Genomic DNA, 16113 nt, shown 5'->3' with positions numbered 1-16113 from the left:
CAATCTGCCACCGCTCAGAGCGACAGCAGCGCCGCACCCTTCAGCGATTCCGCTTTCCAGGGGATGAGCACTTCCCGTCCGCTGGTTTTGCGATTCACTTCATCAATCCACGCCGCTTCCTGCGCAGCTCGTGCGCGCAGAAGCGGATTTTTTGTCTCCAGTCCCAGGAAAGAGCGGTTGACCACCCACCATCTCACCTGCAGCTGCGCGCGCTGCAAATCCTCGCGCAGCCGCTCCGCCTCGTAGACAGGCGTCGCCTCCGGCAGCGTGACGATCACAGTCTCCGTCTCCTCGCTCTTCAGACGCGGCAACAGTTTCTTGACCGATGCCGGCGTCTTCCCCTGCGAGCGCTTCAGTTCGCGGTCGTATGCCGCTGTTGACTCCAGCAGCAGCAGCGTATGACCTGTCGGCGCCGTATCGATGACGACGATCTCGTCCTCCGCCTGCGCGACGATCTCCGCAAACGCACGAAAGACGGCAATCTCCTGCGTACAGGGAGACCGCAGATCCTCCTTGATATAGTCGAGATCTGCCGGTGCGATGCCGCCTGCCATCGCTTCCCGGATGACATCCTCCTGATATTTCTTCAGTTCCTTCTTTTCGTCGATATAGCTCGTACGAATGCCGCTTCCCTCATCGAGGACGAATTTCAGATGTGCGGCCGGGTCCGTCGTCGCGAGATGTACGCACTCTCCTCTCTCCGCGAGTGCCAGCGCGATGGCAGCGGCAATCGTCGTCTTGCCGACACCGCCTTTGCCCATCGTGAAAATGACCTTCCTCCGATGTCTCACCAAATCGTCAACAAGATCGGACAGCCGATGGCCTTCCCTTGCCCGAACGGCCGCCTGCGCGTCCTCCAGATGATCCGTCCGCAGCATATCCCGCACATGTGCGATACCCGTGATATTGTAGGCCCGCAGCGGAATCTCATACGAAGCCATACGGCGCAGCCCTTCCGGCATGTGTGCGAGCGCCTGTCTCTGCTTCTTATAGAGCGCCGCCGAAACCGCATCATCTCCCGGAGGCGCCACGGCATTGAGGATGAGTACCTGGCGCAAGATGCCCAGCCCTCGCAATTCCTCAGCCGCACGCTCCGCTTCTTTCAGCGGCGTTTCTTCCAGCCGCGCTACGAGCAGCAGCGTCGTCTTGCCTCCGTCCGACAAGGTGCGGACAGCCGTCTCATAGAGCTTTCTTTTGTCCGCCAGTCCGGAGAGCTGTCCGAGGCAGGAAGCTCCATGCTTGCTCTGCTCGATGAAGCCGCTCCAGGCGGACGGCAGCTGCAGCAGGCGCAGCGTATGTCCTGTCGGCGCGGTATCGAAGATGATATGATCGTATCGCCTGTTCAGCGCCTCGTCGGTCAGGAAGCTGGAGAACTCGTTGAATGCCGCGATTTCCGTTGTACAGGAGCCAGAAAGCTGCTCCCGCATATTCTCGATGGCTGCCTCGGGCAGCACGCCGCGGTACGCCGCGACGACGCTCTCACGATACTCCTCCGCTGCCTTGATGGGATCGAGGTTGGCAACGAAAAGGCCCGGTGCCTGTGGTATCTCCGTTCCCTTGCGATCCAGGGCCAGAGAAAACACATCCTGCAGGTTGGAAGCCGGATCCGTACTCACCAGCAAGACGCGTTTGCCGTGATCCGCGAGATAGACGGCTGTGGCGCACGCAGTGGACGTCTTGCCCACGCCGCCTTTCCCAGTGAAAAACAGATATTTCGTCTGGACGACGTTTGCGGGATCAAATCGTTCCATGATGGTCTCCCTCCTCTGCGGAACAGCAGCAACCTGTGCCCGCTGCTACATCCTCATCCGCAGCGCATCCCGCTGCGCTGCAAGAGCAGCCAGATGCCGTCTCTGCCGCACAGCATGCCGGCTCCTCTTTGAGCCCGATGGCCTGCGCATCGACCTGCAGCCAAGCAAGCACTTCCTGATTCGTCGGATAGCGGCCCGTCAGCACGACATCATCCCCACTGGTGGTCACGGGTAGAATCGCCGTCCCATGCTTTGACAAAAGCTCTTTGACCGCCTCGTTCTGCGCGAATACCTGCGGATGGCTCGTGAGATTATACCGTTCCACGACAATTCCCTTTTCCTTCAACGAGGAAAGCAGCGTAGAAATGCGCAGGAGCTCGGGATCGATGGATGGCCCGCAAAGCCCCGTCGCGCAGCACATCGCAGGTTCAAAAATACGGATATTCTTCATGACGATTCCTCCATTGATTTATATATTGATATATATGAATGTGTAGGCCAAAAAGAAAACGCGCAAAGCGCTTCTTTTTACCGCTACACCCTCCCATCACAGCGAGCGCACGCAGCCTGCGCCACGGGACGGAACCTCGCCTGAAACTCCTCGGCGACGGCGTCGATCTCCCGCGCGTCCGTCGAGTAATACGCCCAGCGGCGATCCCGACGGCAGGTGACCAATCCCGCATCGCAGAGGATCTTCATGTGATGCGACAGCGTCGGCTGCGAGATGCGCAAATCCGTCAACAGCTCGCAGGCACACTTCTCCCCCTCCCGCAAGGAAGTCAGGATACGGAGACGATTGTCATCCGAAAGCGCTTTCGCGATTTTGACGAAATCATGCTGCTGTCCCTGCATACAGATCGTCCTCCCTTGACATGATGCTGAAGAACGCCGGATCAGCCCGCATTCTTTTGTATTGATGATCATCAATGCATTTATTCTAGCATATACATTGATATATGTCAATCTATCGTTTTCTCCCGTCTGTGCTGATGGAAAATAAGACGGCAATCCGCTTTGCAGCGCTCCATCGTATGCGGCACAAAAAACCACCTGTGGAAAGCATACGCTTTGCAACAGATGGTTTTAAGCTATCACCGTGATTTCTTCTCAGTCCTCGCAGACCTTATGAGGATTCAGGATACCCTGCGGATCGAAGGCCTTCTTGACGCGCTGCATCAGGGCAATCTGCTCCGGCGGCAGCGACTGTTTGAGATAGGAACGCTTCGCAAGACCGATGCCGTGCTCGCCGGAAACTTGTCCGTCGAGTGCGCGGGCTTTCGCGTACATCTTCTCCATGGCGAGGTCGAGGACCTTCTGCCACTCCTCATCAGAGAGCTTGTCGCGCAGCACATAGACGTGCAGATTGCCGTCGCCGGCATGACCAAAGAGCTTGATGCGCGCGCCGATTTCCTTCGGCAGCGCATGCGCGAACTCGACGAACTCATGCACGCGGTTGCGCGGCACGACGACGTCGACCTCATCCATCGCGGACGTCGAGCTCTTGATGGCCTCGAGGAAGGCGCCACGCGATTTCCATACCGGCTCGTTGCGCTCCTCCGTGTCCGCAATGAGGATATCGATGGCGCCCTGTTCGAGGCAGATCTGCGCCGTCTCATCATAGTAGGAGGCGATCTCCTCCATCGTATTGCCGTCGAACTGTAGCAGCAGGTAGGCATCCGCCTGGTTGTCCGGGAACTTCCTGCCGAGATACTGTTCGGAGTCGAGGATGACATCGCGCTCCATGAACTCGATGGCCGTCGGGATGGCCTTTGAGCGGATGATGCGCGGCACTGTGCCAATGGCCTGCGCAAGCGTGGGGAACGGGATGAGCAGGCTCACGCGCTTGCGCGGCAGTGGCATGAGCTTGAGGATGGCCTTCGTCACGATGGCGAGCGTGCCCTCCGAGCCAACGATCATATCCTTGAGGTCATAGCCGGAGCTGTTTTTGACAACCTTGCCGCCGAGATGCAGGATCGTACCATCTGCGAGCACAACCTCCAGTCCGCGGACATAGTCGCGCGTCACGCCGTATTTCACGGCGCGCATGCCGCCTGCGTTCGTGCTGATGTTGCCGCCGATGGTCGCCGATTTCTCACCGGGATCCGGCGGATAGAGGAAGCCGCGCTCCTCAACGTATGCTGCGATCTCCATGAGCAGGACACCCGGCTCCACCGTCAGCGTCAGGTTGTCCTCATCGAGCTCAAGGATATGGTTCATGAGCGTCATATCGATCATGATGCCATGCTCGACTGCCACGGACGCGCCGACAAGTCCCGTGCCGGCGCCGCGCGGCGTCACAGCGATATGATGCTCCGACGCATAGGCCATAACCTTCGAGACTTCCTCTGCGGACTGGACGCGCACGACGATGTCAGGATAGATATGCTCGCTCGAAAGCTCGTCATGGCTGTATTCCTCATGGATGGTTTCTGCAAAAAGAACCCGCTCCTCATCGCCAATGATGGCGGCAATCGCTTTGTAGTCGTTTTCTGTCACTCTCTGAAACATACTTATCCCCTTTTTCCTTTCCCCGCGCGGATTCCTGCCAGAAGCTGCGGAACGATTTCATAGAGATCGCCGATGACTGCATAATTCGCCGCCTTGAAAATCGAGGCTTTCGGGTCTGTATTGATGGCGAAAATCGTATCGGAATGATCCATGCCCGCGACGAACTGGATCGCGCCGGAAACGCCGCAAGTAATGATGAGTTTCGGTCGAACCGTGCGCCCGGAGAGACCGATCTGGTGCTTTGCGTCGAGCCAGCCCGCCTCAACCAGGGGGCGCGTGCAGGCGAGTTCGCCGCCCAAGGCATCGGCAAGCTCCCGCAGCAACGAGAGGTCTTCCTTTTTCTTCACGCCGCGCCCTGCGACCACGAGCACATCCGCCATCTCGATGCTCTTTTCCTTCGGCTTCTTTTTCATACCAATGACTGTGACGCGGCTGCCAAGCTTCTCTGTCGGTACATCGAACGGCACGATTTCTCCCTTTGCCTCTTCGCTGCGCTCTGGCGCGTCCATGACCTTGTAGCGCACGGTCGCAAGCTGCGGGCGACTGTTCGGCGTGAGGATCTCCGCCATGATGTTGCCGCCGAACGCCGGACGGATCTGCACGAGATCGGTATTCTCGTGCATGTCGAGGATCGTACAGTCTGCCGTGAGGCCCGTACGGAAGCGCGCGGCGACACGCGGTGCCAGCTGGCGTCCCACAGGCGTCGCACCGACGAGGATGGCCGTCGGCTTCACATCATGGATGAACTGCTCGAACGCCGTCGTATACGTCTCGATGCTGAAATCCTGCAATTCCTCCTTGTCGCAGACAAACACCTTGTCCGCCCCATAGTGGAGAAGCTCCCCCGCCCGCTCCTCAATCTCATTGCCGAGGAAGAGCGCGTAAACAGGATGATGAATCTTGTCCGCAAGTTCCCGCGCCTTGCCGAGGAGCTCGAACGTCACGGGATGGATGTTCCCCTCGACATGATCGACGTAGACGGCGATGCCGCGCCATGCGCTCTTGTCGACCTGCGGCACAGGCTCGTCCTCGACGTATTCCATCGCGCCCTTCGGGCCCTTCTTGACGCAGAGGCGGCACATGCGGCATGCTGCCGTCACCTCTACCTTGCCGTTATGTTCCACCATCGCGCCGAACGGGCAGATGGAAATCAATTTCTGCACATCATCAATCTTGTCCTGATGAACAACTAATTTTGCCATCGTTCTTTCCCCCTGCTCTCACGCGATGAATTTCTTCTGCTTCAAAAGATCCAGCACCTGCTGTGCCGTCTCTGCACTCGTCCCTTCGATCGTCCTCTGCTCCTTATCAGACGTCGGCGGGAAAATGCGCTGCACCTGCGTTGCCGAACCGTTCAGTCCGTAATGGTGCTCGTCCTGATCCTCCATATCCTGGAAGGTATAGACGGTGATCTTGCGATCCTTCGTCGCCTGCTTGAGTTTATAGGAAGGAAGCCGCGGCTGCATGATGTCCTTCTGCACTGTCAGCAGGCAGGGGAACGAGACATCGAGCTCCTCGATGTCCTCCGACATCTCCATCGTCACAGTGATGCCGCCCGCCTTGACCGCGCCGATGGCATTCACGTTGCAGACGCAGGGAATCCCAAGCATCTCGGATACCTCCGGGCCGACCTGTGCCGTATCGCCGTCCGTCGTCTGCAGGCCGCAGAGGATGAGGTCGAACTTGCCCAGACGGCGGATACCCTGCGAGAGCGTGTAGCTCGTCGCGAGCACGTCCGCGCCGCCGAACTTCCGGTCCGTGACGAGCGCGCCCTCGTCAGCACCCATCGAGAACGCCTCGTAGAGCACCGCCTTCGCCTGCGGCGGCCCCATCGTCAGCACCGTCACCCGGCCGCCGTACTGCTCCTTGAGCTCCATGCCGACCTCGAGCGCATAAAGATCGTAAGGATTCATCTTGCTGTCCGCGCCATCGCGCTTCAGCACGCCCGTCACCGGATCGACCTCAACCTTGTTCGAGCCAGGTACCTGTTTGATGCAAACAAGAATTTCCATAAATCGCCCCTCCTACTTTGTGACATCAGGAAAAGATTCCGCGGTACCGCGCTGTGGCGAACCTTCCTTTGCCCACGTCACTTTTATTATTAGCTTTCATTTCACTACTTGTTGCAGTGTGTTTTTTCCTGATTCATATTGTATAAAATTTTCTCCGATTTGTCTACAAAGTGAAGATATTAACTTATTTGCTATTTTTCCATATCGTTTTTCACAATCGAGGGGAAATTTTTTGATTGACACATCCCAATTTAGTACCTATACTAAAGGTGTGCTGCGAAATTGGACTGGCCCGGACGCAAAAAAGAAACAATACGACACGTCTTGTTCAGAGCTTTGCGTTCGTCCTCTTTTGTGCCACAAGGGATAATCTAGGATTATTAAAGCATTGGAGTGTTTTATTATGGCAAAACCTGTGAAAATCATGGAAACCGTCTTGCGCGATGGCCATCAGTCGCTCTGTGCGACGCGCATGCACCTCTCTGATATGCTGCCGCAGCTCGCTGCGCTTGACCAGGTCGGCTACAAGGCTCTCGAGGCATGGGGTGGTGCCACCTTCGATACCTGCCTGCGCTTCCTCGATGAGGACCCGTGGGAGCGTCTCGATACGCTGAAGTCGAAACTCAAGACGCCGATCCAGATGCTCCTGCGCGGCCAGAACCTCCTCGGCTACAATCATTACTCCAATGATGTCGTCGAGAAATTCGTCCAGAAGGCATCCCAGCACGGCATCGGTGTCTTCCGCATCTTCGATGCGCTCAACGATGTCCGCAATCTCAAGGTCGCTATCAATGCGGCGCTGAACTGCCCAGAGAAACCGGAGGTCCAGGGTTGCCTCGTCTATACCATCAGCCCGGTGCATACCAATGATACGTTCGTCAAGCTCGCCAAGGAGCTGCAGGAGATGGGCTGCCACTCCATCTGCATCAAGGATATGTCCGGCCTGCTAAAACCGTACGTTGCAGAGGATCTCGTCAAGAAGCTCAAGAGCGAACTCGACATCCCTGTGGAGCTCCATACGCACTGCACGTCCGGCTTCGGCCACGCGACGTACCTCAAGGCCGTCGAGGCCGGCGTCGATATCATCGACTGCGCTCTCGCGCCGTTCTCCTCCGATACGTCCCAGCCCTGCACGGAGACGATGATCCGCATGCTCGAGGGCACGGAACATGATACGGGCATCGACGTCCAGCAACTCACGCCGATTTCCAAACACTTCCTCGAGGTCAAGAAACGCCTCATCAAAGAGTTCAACCTCAAGGGCTATTTCGATATCAATCCGAACGTTCTCGACTTCCAGATTCCGGGCGGTATGCTCTCGAACCTCGCGAACCAGCTCAAGGAAGCCGGCATGGAGGACAAGTATCAGGATCTGCTCGACGAGATGCCGCGCGTCCGCAAGGATATCGGCTATCCGCCGCTCGTCACGCCGTCCTCCCAGATCGTCGGCACGATGGCAACGTTCAACGTCATGAGCGGCGAGCGCTACAAGATGGTACCGAACGAATTCAAGGATCTCGCACGCGGCAAGTTCGGCCGCACGCCGGTGCCTGTGGATCACGACTTCCTCACGAAGACGCTCCACATCGCCGAGAGCGATATCATCGAGGATTGCTCCGTCGAGGATGCAAAGGCAGAGACGTTCGACCAGTTTAAGGCGGAGCTCATCGGCAAGGGCTTCCTGAACCCGACGGATGAGGACGTGCTTTCCTACGCGCTCTTCCCGCAGGTCGCAGAGGAGTTCTTCAAGAAGCATTATCAGTCCATCACGGCATATCGCCGTTAAAAGTTCCCATATACGAAACACAGCGAGGGCAGTGCACGGCGCACTGCCCTCGTTTTCTCTCCATAACAAACTCAACGCACAAACGTCCACTTTGTGGACATTGTGCGCCCGCCCTTGCAGTAAATCCAACCAATCGCGCTGCGCCTGCGGCTTGCGTTCTTGGGGATTTACGTAGTAAACTCAACGCACAAACGTCCACTTTGTGGACATTGTGCGCCCGCCCTTGCAGTAAAGAAGATAAAGACGAGCCGCCGCTCTCCTCCAAGGGAAAGCGACGGCTCATCTTTTTAGAAAAAGTGACGAAAGAATCAGCGCCTCGTTCGTTATCCATTATATTCGTATATTTTTCGGCCATCAACGCGCCTTGCTTGCGAAGAGATACACAAGCACCGTCAGCACCAGACCGAGCACGCCCCAGAGCGCGCCCTTCTCGACAAAGGCATAGACCGTCGCCGCGAGACAGAACACGACAGCAAAGATGGTCTGTTTCGCATTTTCCCGCCGATAAGCAAACGTCTGATAATCAATCCCCGTGATTTCCTTGAAACAATCCCTGCAGATGATCTCCTCCCCGCCGTCCTTCTTTTTGTGGCGGAGCGCTTCCTTCTCATCCAGAGACTTGCCGCAATGTGCGCATCTAACCATAGTTCTTCTCTCCCTCTCGCGATCCATCGCCCGCATGGGCGCAGCAGGAATGCCGTCCATTACCATCTCCAAACGGCCTCCATACTGACAAACAACGCACCCCGATCCTCAGCGTTTCCACAAAGTCCTCGCCGCATACCGCAACCAGTTCCAATGCCAAGCAAAATGCAAAGCCACAAGAATGGCCATGCCGTACCCGCTCCACTTATGAATCGTAAACAAAAGCATCTTGACGCTGCGGCCGCCGGAAAAGAGATGAAAATCCAATACGATGCCTGTTACAGCACAGAGTAAGGTGCTCACTACGAGCAGTATGTCCAGTATGAAATTTCTCTTCATGGTGGTGTAACCTCTCTATTCGCACCCCCCTAAGGCAGTTCCCTCCAGCTGTCACAGCACCATCACCCCAGCTGATGGATGAAGACGAGCGATTTGAGTGGATGCCCTAAGAGCCGCTGCAAGTAGCCGATGAGCATCTGTTCCGCCGCGAGGAGATTGTCCCGCGTGACCGTGGACGACGCATTTGGTCGCCAGTCATAGGCAAAGATGCGCGCGAGGAACTCCCGCAACTGCGCCGGATAGGGCACGGCATCCGCGGCCCTATCCTCCGCGCAGAGCGCGCCGCCCGCCTGTTCGCTGAAAAAAGCGTCCCCCTCCAGCAATTTCCCGCAATGTGCGCAGCGCTCATAGGAGAGTTGCAGCCCCGTATGCTCCATGAGCTGATACGCGGCCACGAGTGCGACAATGCGTGCGTTGCGCGTCTCGAACGCCGCGAACACCTTGCCGAGCAGTGTGTAGATCGCGGGCTCCGGCTGTTTCTCCGGCAGGAACTCGCGCACGAGCTCCGCGACGAACGAGCCGTAGGACATCGCCGCAAGATCCTCGCTGAGCTTCTTCGGATGATGGAGCAGTGAGGCCGTCCGCACCGTATCAAGCCGCTGTCCCTCCGTGAGCTCCGCCTCGATCTCGTTGAACATCTGCAGTCCCGCTGCAAGCGGACTTTTCGGGCGGCGCGCGCCGAAGGCCGCGGCCCGGATGAGTCCGCGCTCCCGTGTGAAGAGCGTGACGATCTTATCCGCATCGCCCCAGTTGTGCACGCCGAGAACCAGTGCAGATGCCGTGTAGCGCGCCATCAGCGATGCTCCCCTTTTGTTCCTGTCCGCGCGTCAGACGCAAATGCCGCGCCCTCTTCCTGCTCCGGCGCGGTCTGCTTATTGCTCTCTTTCTCATCCTGCGCGCCGTGATTCTCCAAAGAAATCTGCTCCCCATTATCCCGCTGCGACAGAGGAGGCTGCCCGATCTTCTTTGGCATGACGGCCCCAGCTGTGAGCATATATTGCAGTGCGGATTCGCTGCTGATATCGAGGTAGATGACATCGCTCTCCTTGACGAAGAGATTCGTTCCCGAGGTCATGTTGAGACTCCAAGGGACGAAGACGCAGACATAGTCATCGCCGAGCTTCTCCTTGAGCGCCTGCGGCACATCCGCCATGATGAAACCGAGCGCCTTTGACTGATGAAAGGGGACGAGCACGACGCGGTCGAACATGCTGTTCGACTCGAAGACAGCCGTCGAAAGATGCTTGACGCTGTTGTAGATGAATTTCACGACGGGAATCTTCCCGAGCAGGCGCTCGCCCATGCGGATGCAGCGCCGCATGAACCAGTAGGAAGAGAGCCAGCCGACAAAGTAGATGAACAGGACGAGCGTGATGATGCCCATGCCGGGGAAATAGAACGGGAGGTGCTTCCCCAGCACGCCTTCCGTGAACTGCAGCGTCTCCGCTACGACGAAAAGCGTGATCGCGATGGGAACGAGCAGAATCAGGCCATTGATGAAGCGGCGGGATATCACCCGCCGCAATGCCCTGCGTTTCTCATTGTTCATTGCCGAACCCAAACCCTCTCAAGACACTGTCACGGTCGCGCCAGTCCTTTTTCACCTTGACCCAGAGGTCGAGGAAGACGCGCGTGCCGAGGAGCATCTCGATGTCCGCGCGCGCGAGCTTGCCGATCTCCTTGAGCATGGAGCCCTTCGCGCCGATGAGGATACCCTTCTGCGAATCGCGCTCGACATAGATGGTCGCGCGGATGTAGGTGTCGCCGTTGTCCCGCGCCTTCATCTCGTCGACGTCGACGGCGATGGCATGCGGGACCTCGTCGCGCGTGAGCTGGAGCGCCTTCTCGCGCACGAGCTCCGCGACGATGAGCCGCTCCGGCTGATCCGTGACCATGTCCTCCGGATAGTACTGCGGCCCCTCGGGCAGGTATTTCTCCACTTCCTCGATGAGCGCGTCGAGGTTCGTCTCTTCTTTCGCCGAGATGGGCACGACACCGACAAAGGGATACTTGTCGGTATAATGAGAAATGATGGGCAGCACCTGCTCCTTCTCGATGAGGTCGAGCTTGTTGACGACGAGGATGACCGGCTTTGCCGTCGCCTGCAGGCGCTCGAGAATATAATATTCCCCCGGCCCCATCTTCTCCGTGGCATCGACGACGAAGAAGATGGCGTCGACCTCCTTGAGCGTGCCCTCGGCGGCCTTGACCATATACTCGCCGAGCTTGTGCTTCGGCTTGTGGATGCCCGGCGTATCGAGAAAGACAATCTGCGCCTCTGGCCGCGTGAGAATGCAGAGAATCCTGTTGCGCGTCGTCTGCGGCTTGTCGCTCATGATGGCGATCTTCTGCCCGATCAGGCTGTTGATGAGTGTCGATTTGCCGACGTTCGGCCGACCGATGACGGCGATGAATCCCGATTTATGCTGTTTCTCTTTCATAGCATCACGCTCCTTCATTTCTTGAGATGCCCAGCTGCTCCATGACGTAGCGCTGTTCCTTCTCCATCTCGAGGCGATCCGCCTCCTCCATATGATCGTAGCCCAGGAGATGCAGCATGCCGTGCACTGTCAGGAAGGCGATCTCCCGCCGCAGGCTGTGCCCATAGTCCGCCGCCTGTTCCTCGGCACGCTCGACGGAAAGAATGATATCCCCTAGCACGTTGATATCCGGCCCATTCTCGATGTCAGGCTCCTCGCTCTCGTTGAGCGCAAAGGACAGCACGTCCGTCGGCCGGTCAATCTGCCGATACTTTCGGTTGAGCTGGTGGATGTAGTCGTTGTTCGTGAGCGTCACGCTGACCTCGCCGTTCTCGACGCCGTAGAGCTCCCCGACCTTCTCGGCAGCTGCCCGCACATTCTCCTCGATCTCCGTCGGGAAGCTGAGCTCCTCCGGATAATTGCTGATGATGACCTTCATGCCTTCACCTCGCTTTCTGCCGCAGCCTCCGCCCGCTCGCCATACTGGCGTCGCCGCCTCGCCTGACGCTGCTCGCGCTGCTTTTTCTGCTGCTCCTCATAGGCGCCGTACGCCTTGACAATGCGCGTGACGACATCATGACGGATCACATCGAGCGGCGCGAGGCGCACGATGCCGATGCCCTCGACGCCATCCAAGATCTCGCTCGCCTGCCGCAGGCCGCTCGTCACGCCGCGCGGCAGATCCACCTGACCGAGATCGCCTGTGACGACCATGCGCGAGCCGAAGCCGAGACGCGTGAGGAACATCTTCATCTGCTTATCCGTCGTATTCTGCGCCTCATCGAGGATGATGAAAGCATCCTCGAGCGTACGTCCGCGCATATAGGCAAGCGGCGCAATCTCGATGATGCCGCGCGCCATGAATTTCTGGTACATGTCGAGCCCGAGGATATCCTGAAGCGCATCGTAGAGCGGGCGCAGATACGGATCCACCTTATCCTGCAGGTCGCCGGGGAGGAAGCCTAGCCGCTCCCCTGCCTCGACCGCCGGGCGCGTGAGGATGATCTTGTTGACTTCCTTCGTGCGCAGCGCCGCCACCGCCATGACGACGGCGAGATACGTCTTGCCCGTGCCCGCCGGCCCGATGCCAAACGTGATACTGTTCCTGCGAATGGCCTCGAGATAGACGCGCTGGCCGAGCGTCTTCGGCCGCACATGACGTCCCTTGGCCGTCACGAGGATGGTGTCGCTAAAGAGCTTGTGCAGCGCCTCCCCCTCGCCCCGCTTCTCCAGCTGGATGCCATAGCGTACCTCATGCATCGTAATCTGCGTTCCCTGCCGATAGAGATACTGGAGCTCCTCGAGCACATGCGCGGCAGCCCCCGCCTCCTCCGGCGCGCCGAGAATCTCGAGCCTGTCTCCCCGGCTCACCATCTGACAATCGAAATTCTCCTGAAAGACGCGGATGAACTCATCCCGCCCCCCGAGCAGACTGTACGCTTCCTTCTGATCCTCAAAATAAATGACCTTCTCCACAGGCTCTTTCTCTCGCAAAAAACAAACCACCTTCACGCAACATATAGGAAAGAAACTACTATATGGAATTATAAACCGTTTCTGCTATGTGTGCAAGAATACGGACAGACTTACAGAGGTTGGTTTTCACATATGCATGGTGAACCTACACGAGACATAAAAATTCCCTGTCGGTCCATGACGCATGTCAAGAGTTCTATTACAGCAAAGGCCGATGGAGAGCTTCCTGACTTTTACGACGCAGGATGTCGTACGAAGGAAGTTCTCCCTTTTTTAAGCCGCCTACACGGCGGTTCACCTCTTTCTCTACGCCGAGGAAACTCACCGTTCACGCCTGGACGCTTTTCGAGCGGTTCACCTCTTTCTCTACGCCGAGGAGGAGATGTCGCATTTCTAAGCCGCCTACACGGCGGTTCACTAGGCGAAAGAAAAAGGGCGTTTCCCATGATATTTCTAAGCCGCCTACACGGCGGTTCACTGCTTGCGGCTTTCTTTGCCGCTTGCTTGACATTTCTAAGCCGCCTACACGGCGGTTCACGTGGGAGGACATCACGCCGTACAAGTCTCACATTTCTAAGCCGCCTACACGGCGGTTCACGCGGAAGAGAGCAAGCGCGCCGCAGTGCTGAATTTCTAAGCCGCCTACACGGCGGTTCACTTATCATGGCTATCAAATTCTGCACTCGTTGCTTTCTAAGCCGCCTACACGGCGGTTCACATCAAGTTCCGTGTCGTGCAGGCCGTCCAGACTTTCTAAGCCGCCTACACGGCGGTTCACGGGAAGCCGCAGGAAGTGACTAAGGCGGCGAATTTCTAAGCCGCCTACACGGCGGTTCACCTCGTACTCAAGATACTCGGCTACATCCTTTATTTCTAAGCCGCCTACACGGCGGTTCACAGAACGGCGAGTTTGTGGAAGATCACGCGAAATTTCTAAGCCGCCTACACGGCGGTTCACGTTCGGCGATTGGGCTTTCCGCCCGGGATGCTTTTCTAAGCCGCCTACACGGCGGTTCACAACGTACCACTCGAAGTTCTGAACCTGTTTCTTTTCTAAGCCGCCTACACGGCGGTTCACCACGGCGAAGCGGCAGACAATATCGACGGCATTTTCTAAGCCGCCTACACGGCGGTTCACAGGGTTGCATACAGAAAGGCAATGTATGCAATTTTCTAAGCCGCCTACACGGCGGTTCACTAATCGATGGCTGACTGAAAACGTGGTATAATTTTCTAAGCCGCCTACACGGCGGTTCACCCTACACGGCGGTTCACGAACAGCAGATGTACCTAGAGGTAACAGTAATCGGCGGTTCACTCTACACGGCTGTTCACTGCATATACACAAGCAAAAAAGCCCATCATTACAGGGTATTGCAACCGACCTTTTTATTTTACCAAAAATTTTTCATCGTTGACAAGCCTCTATATTTCACGGGCTTCCTACTACCTAAAAAATTTTGGTATTTTACCACTCAGGGACCGTCGCATCCATGGACAAACCAAAGGTAGTATACAGACCATTCACCTCTTCTTGCTTCTCCGTTCTTTTGATATATAGTTGATAGCGGTGATGGTTAGAGCAACTCTTCATCTGGACAAACGGCGGTTCCTTGCCGTATTGATTCCCTGGGAACAGGTCCCTTGCCTCCTTTTCAGTCACATCGCTGTGGCGCTTCAGGTAGCGGCGCACTTTCTGCTCTTTCGTATTCTCTTTGTGCCAGCGGCTGTAACTGGCATAGGAATGGACTTTTTTCTCTGGCACCGGTTTGACGCTTTTCATGTGCAAGTAATCCTGCAACCGGTTCAGCTTCTTTTTCAACTGCAGCTGTTCCAAAGTTTCCGCCGAGAAAGCAATGATCCTTATTTTATCTCCCAAAGGGAACGCCGTATCTCCATAATCCGGAAAAGAGATGCCTATCTCGCCGCTGCCGTCTTCCGCCAAAGCGATGTGGACAGTTTCATAGACTTTGCTCCAAAGGGCAAAGAGAGGTATTTCGGAGTCTGGCAGCAGAGTCAGCTCTTGATAATATTTCATCATTCATTCTCCTTTGACCCTTGTCCAAAGACACCGCCGCGCACGAGCATGGCCATGACGTAGTGTTCATCTTCTTCGGTGGAAAGCTGATTCCCCAAAGCATACGAATCGAACAGGGTATAGAAATCAGCCTTTTCTTTTGAAGTACGGAACGCTTGACTCCGGCTAGTCACGGCACCATACGGTTCGACCGCAATCGGACCGAGTTTTTTCTCATAGGCAGGATACCAGGTATCAATGGTGCGCAGGGCATTGCCAATCTTCTGGCTGTGCATGGCCGCGATGCCGTCCACCTGATAAAGGATCTTGCTCTTTTTCCCCTTTTCATTTTTCCGGCTGTTAGTATCGAGTACGAGTTCCTGACTGGGATAAACTTCCTGCCCTTCCCCTACCCGAGCATAGGCATCGATGTGGAAGAAGGCACTGCTCTTTTTGCCGCACAGAGCATCAGCAATCTCTGCCGCAAGCTCTTTGACGCCTTGCTTTTCTTCATCCGTAAGATCGTCTTCCTCAAAATCTTTCCATGGAAAGTCATAGGCGGAAAAGATCCATGTATGCACATCGTCTGTGACATGAACCTCGATTTCTTCCGCGCTCAGACGATTGCGCCAAAGATAACGGCCGTTGGCCAGGTTGATGGCATAGCGGTGGGCAATTTCGCGAAAGCCGTACTGCTCCATATAGGCCTTGACAGTCTTTTCGTAGCTTTCCTGGAACTCCGGCAAATTGCATGCCGATGGATGCGCGATGCCGCTCAGGACCTTGAGCGTGAAGGAAAGGCGCAACGTATCCTGCTCCATACCAAGGGCACAGGAATCCACGCGCTGCAAGTTCGGCACTTCCATCTTAGCATTGAGTTTAGCCGGATCGGCGTCCTTCGCAGAAAGGCGGTTGGAAATCGTGCCACGCACGGCCTTTTCTACCAGGGAAAGAGGACGGCTGCTGGCGGCGTCCAGACGATTCTCCCAAGTCGTGCCATAGAAAAAGCCATCTGAGGGGACGAGTTTTTTCTCGAAAGCCAGTACGGAAGGAATGTTGTTTTTTGCTTTTGCCATGATAATTTCTCCTTTTATTTTAC

16 protein-coding genes and 1 CRISPR repeat array are annotated in these 16113 nt (G+C 56.5%); of the genes, 1 reads left to right on the top strand and 15 read right to left on the bottom strand.

The genetic code is table 11. From position 1 onward, the window contains the following. Positions 1-14: 14 nt before the first annotated feature. The 6 genes from arsA to F599_RS0108610 all read right to left on the bottom strand — a co-directional run bounded on the left by arsA (position 15) and on the right by F599_RS0108610 (position 6271). Entirely contained in the window at positions 15-1751 is a 1737-nt protein-coding gene (gene arsA, locus F599_RS0108635; protein WP_019543126.1) for an arsenical pump-driving ATPase, read from the bottom strand. After that, entirely contained in the window at positions 1738-2202 is a 465-nt protein-coding gene (arsD, locus tag F599_RS13995; RefSeq protein ID WP_019543125.1) for an arsenite efflux transporter metallochaperone ArsD, read from the bottom strand. The genes arsA and arsD overlap by 14 nt, the downstream gene beginning before the upstream one ends. A gap of 83 nt (positions 2203-2285) precedes the next feature. Further along, positions 2286-2603, bottom strand: coding sequence for an ArsR/SmtB family transcription factor (locus F599_RS16180; RefSeq protein WP_019543124.1), 318 nt, complete (start codon positions 2601-2603; stop codon positions 2286-2288). A 255-nt stretch (positions 2604-2858) separates the two neighbouring features. Continuing rightward, positions 2859-4259 (bottom strand): FAD-binding oxidoreductase, encoded by a 1401-nt coding sequence (locus F599_RS0108620; protein ID WP_019543123.1) that lies wholly within the window; start codon positions 4257-4259, stop codon positions 2859-2861. A gap of 2 nt (positions 4260-4261) precedes the next feature. Then, positions 4262-5461, bottom strand: coding sequence for an electron transfer flavoprotein subunit alpha (locus F599_RS0108615; protein WP_019543122.1), 1200 nt, complete (start codon positions 5459-5461; stop codon positions 4262-4264). Positions 5462-5479: 18 nt separating this feature from the next. Continuing rightward, entirely contained in the window at positions 5480-6271 is a 792-nt protein-coding gene (locus F599_RS0108610; protein WP_019543121.1) for an electron transfer flavoprotein subunit beta/FixA family protein, read from the bottom strand. A gap of 403 nt (positions 6272-6674) precedes the next feature. On the opposite strand from F599_RS0108610, the gene F599_RS0108605 reads away from it, so the two are divergent. Continuing rightward, positions 6675-8057, top strand: coding sequence for a pyruvate carboxylase subunit B (locus F599_RS0108605; protein ID WP_019543120.1), 1383 nt, complete (start codon positions 6675-6677; stop codon positions 8055-8057). Between the two features lie 354 nt (positions 8058-8411). Here F599_RS0108605 and F599_RS0108600 read toward each other — a convergent pair whose 3' ends face one another. The 9 genes from F599_RS0108600 to csy3 form a co-directional block, all read right to left on the bottom strand. Beyond that, positions 8412-8702: a hypothetical protein gene (locus F599_RS0108600; protein WP_019543119.1), complete on the bottom strand. Its 291-nt coding sequence runs from the start codon at positions 8700-8702 to the stop codon at positions 8412-8414. A 108-nt stretch (positions 8703-8810) separates the two neighbouring features. Then, positions 8811-9041 carry a DUF4405 domain-containing protein gene (locus F599_RS0108595; RefSeq protein WP_019543118.1) on the bottom strand — a complete coding sequence of 77 codons (231 nt, stop codon included), beginning with the start codon at positions 9039-9041 and terminating at the stop codon, positions 8811-8813. Between the two features lie 62 nt (positions 9042-9103). Further along, on the bottom strand, positions 9104-9835 hold the full coding sequence (gene recO / locus F599_RS0108590) for a DNA repair protein RecO (protein ID WP_019543117.1): 732 nt from the start codon (positions 9833-9835) through the stop codon (positions 9104-9106). Then, positions 9835-10590, bottom strand: a complete 756-nt coding sequence (locus F599_RS13990; protein WP_051081683.1) for a DUF502 domain-containing protein — start codon at positions 10588-10590, stop codon at positions 9835-9837. The genes recO and F599_RS13990 overlap by 1 nt, the downstream gene beginning before the upstream one ends. Then, positions 10580-11482 carry a GTPase Era gene (era, locus tag F599_RS0108580; RefSeq protein ID WP_019543115.1) on the bottom strand — a complete coding sequence of 301 codons (903 nt, stop codon included), beginning with the start codon at positions 11480-11482 and terminating at the stop codon, positions 10580-10582. The genes F599_RS13990 and era overlap by 11 nt, the downstream gene beginning before the upstream one ends. Before the next feature lie 4 nt (positions 11483-11486). Then, positions 11487-11960 carry an rRNA maturation RNase YbeY gene (ybeY, locus tag F599_RS0108575; protein ID WP_019543114.1) on the bottom strand — a complete coding sequence of 158 codons (474 nt, stop codon included), beginning with the start codon at positions 11958-11960 and terminating at the stop codon, positions 11487-11489. Next, positions 11957-13015, bottom strand: coding sequence for a PhoH family protein (locus tag F599_RS13985; protein WP_020700551.1), 1059 nt, complete (start codon positions 13013-13015; stop codon positions 11957-11959). Before F599_RS13985 ends, ybeY begins: the two co-directional genes overlap by 4 nt. Positions 13016-13386: 371 nt before the next feature. Beyond that, a CRISPR array of direct repeats spans positions 13387-14255; the repeat unit is 29 nt; unit sequence ATTTCTAAGCCGCCTACACGGCGGTTCAC. A gap of 210 nt (positions 14256-14465) precedes the next feature. Further along, positions 14466-15038 (bottom strand): type I-F CRISPR-associated endoribonuclease Cas6/Csy4, encoded by a 573-nt coding sequence (gene cas6f, locus F599_RS0108565; protein ID WP_081626365.1) that lies wholly within the window; start codon positions 15036-15038, stop codon positions 14466-14468. Beyond that, on the bottom strand, positions 15035-16090 hold the full coding sequence (gene csy3 / locus F599_RS0108560; RefSeq protein WP_019543111.1) for a type I-F CRISPR-associated protein Csy3: 1056 nt from the start codon (positions 16088-16090) through the stop codon (positions 15035-15037). Before csy3 ends, cas6f begins: the two co-directional genes overlap by 4 nt. Between the last annotated feature and the right edge of the window lie 23 nt (positions 16091-16113).

This window comes from Selenomonas bovis DSM 23594 (assembly GCF_000381005.1).
In the GTDB taxonomy this organism is placed as follows: Bacteria; Bacillota; Negativicutes; order Selenomonadales; family Selenomonadaceae; genus Selenomonas_C; species Selenomonas_C bovis.
The sequence above is the reverse complement of the archived record's forward strand: the minus strand, read 5'-3'. Positions and strand labels throughout refer to the sequence as shown.

Coding starts and splice junctions, on each gene's coding strand:
- arsA (WP_019543126.1), bottom strand. CDS start 1,751: ATGGAACGATTTGATCCCGCAAACGTCGTCCAGACGAAATATCTGTTT.
- arsD (WP_019543125.1), bottom strand. CDS start 2,202: ATGAAGAATATCCGTATTTTTGAACCTGCGATGTGCTGCGCGACGGGG.
- F599_RS16180 (WP_019543124.1), bottom strand. CDS start 2,603: ATGCAGGGACAGCAGCATGATTTCGTCAAAATCGCGAAAGCGCTTTCG.
- F599_RS0108620 (WP_019543123.1), bottom strand. CDS start 4,259: ATGTTTCAGAGAGTGACAGAAAACGACTACAAAGCGATTGCCGCCATC.
- F599_RS0108615 (WP_019543122.1), bottom strand. CDS start 5,461: ATGGCAAAATTAGTTGTTCATCAGGACAAGATTGATGATGTGCAGAAA.
- F599_RS0108610 (WP_019543121.1), bottom strand. CDS start 6,271: ATGGAAATTCTTGTTTGCATCAAACAGGTACCTGGCTCGAACAAGGTT.
- F599_RS0108605 (WP_019543120.1), top strand. CDS start 6,675: ATGGCAAAACCTGTGAAAATCATGGAAACCGTCTTGCGCGATGGCCAT.
- F599_RS0108600 (WP_019543119.1), bottom strand. CDS start 8,702: ATGGTTAGATGCGCACATTGCGGCAAGTCTCTGGATGAGAAGGAAGCG.
- F599_RS0108595 (WP_019543118.1), bottom strand. CDS start 9,041: ATGAAGAGAAATTTCATACTGGACATACTGCTCGTAGTGAGCACCTTA.
- recO (WP_019543117.1), bottom strand. CDS start 9,835: ATGGCGCGCTACACGGCATCTGCACTGGTTCTCGGCGTGCACAACTGG.
- F599_RS13990 (WP_051081683.1), bottom strand. CDS start 10,590: ATGAACAATGAGAAACGCAGGGCATTGCGGCGGGTGATATCCCGCCGC.
- era (WP_019543115.1), bottom strand. CDS start 11,482: ATGAAAGAGAAACAGCATAAATCGGGATTCATCGCCGTCATCGGTCGG.
- ybeY (WP_019543114.1), bottom strand. CDS start 11,960: ATGAAGGTCATCATCAGCAATTATCCGGAGGAGCTCAGCTTCCCGACG.
- cas6f (WP_081626365.1), bottom strand. CDS start 15,038: ATGATGAAATATTATCAAGAGCTGACTCTGCTGCCAGACTCCGAAATA.
- csy3 (WP_019543111.1), bottom strand. CDS start 16,090: ATGGCAAAAGCAAAAAACAACATTCCTTCCGTACTGGCTTTCGAGAAA.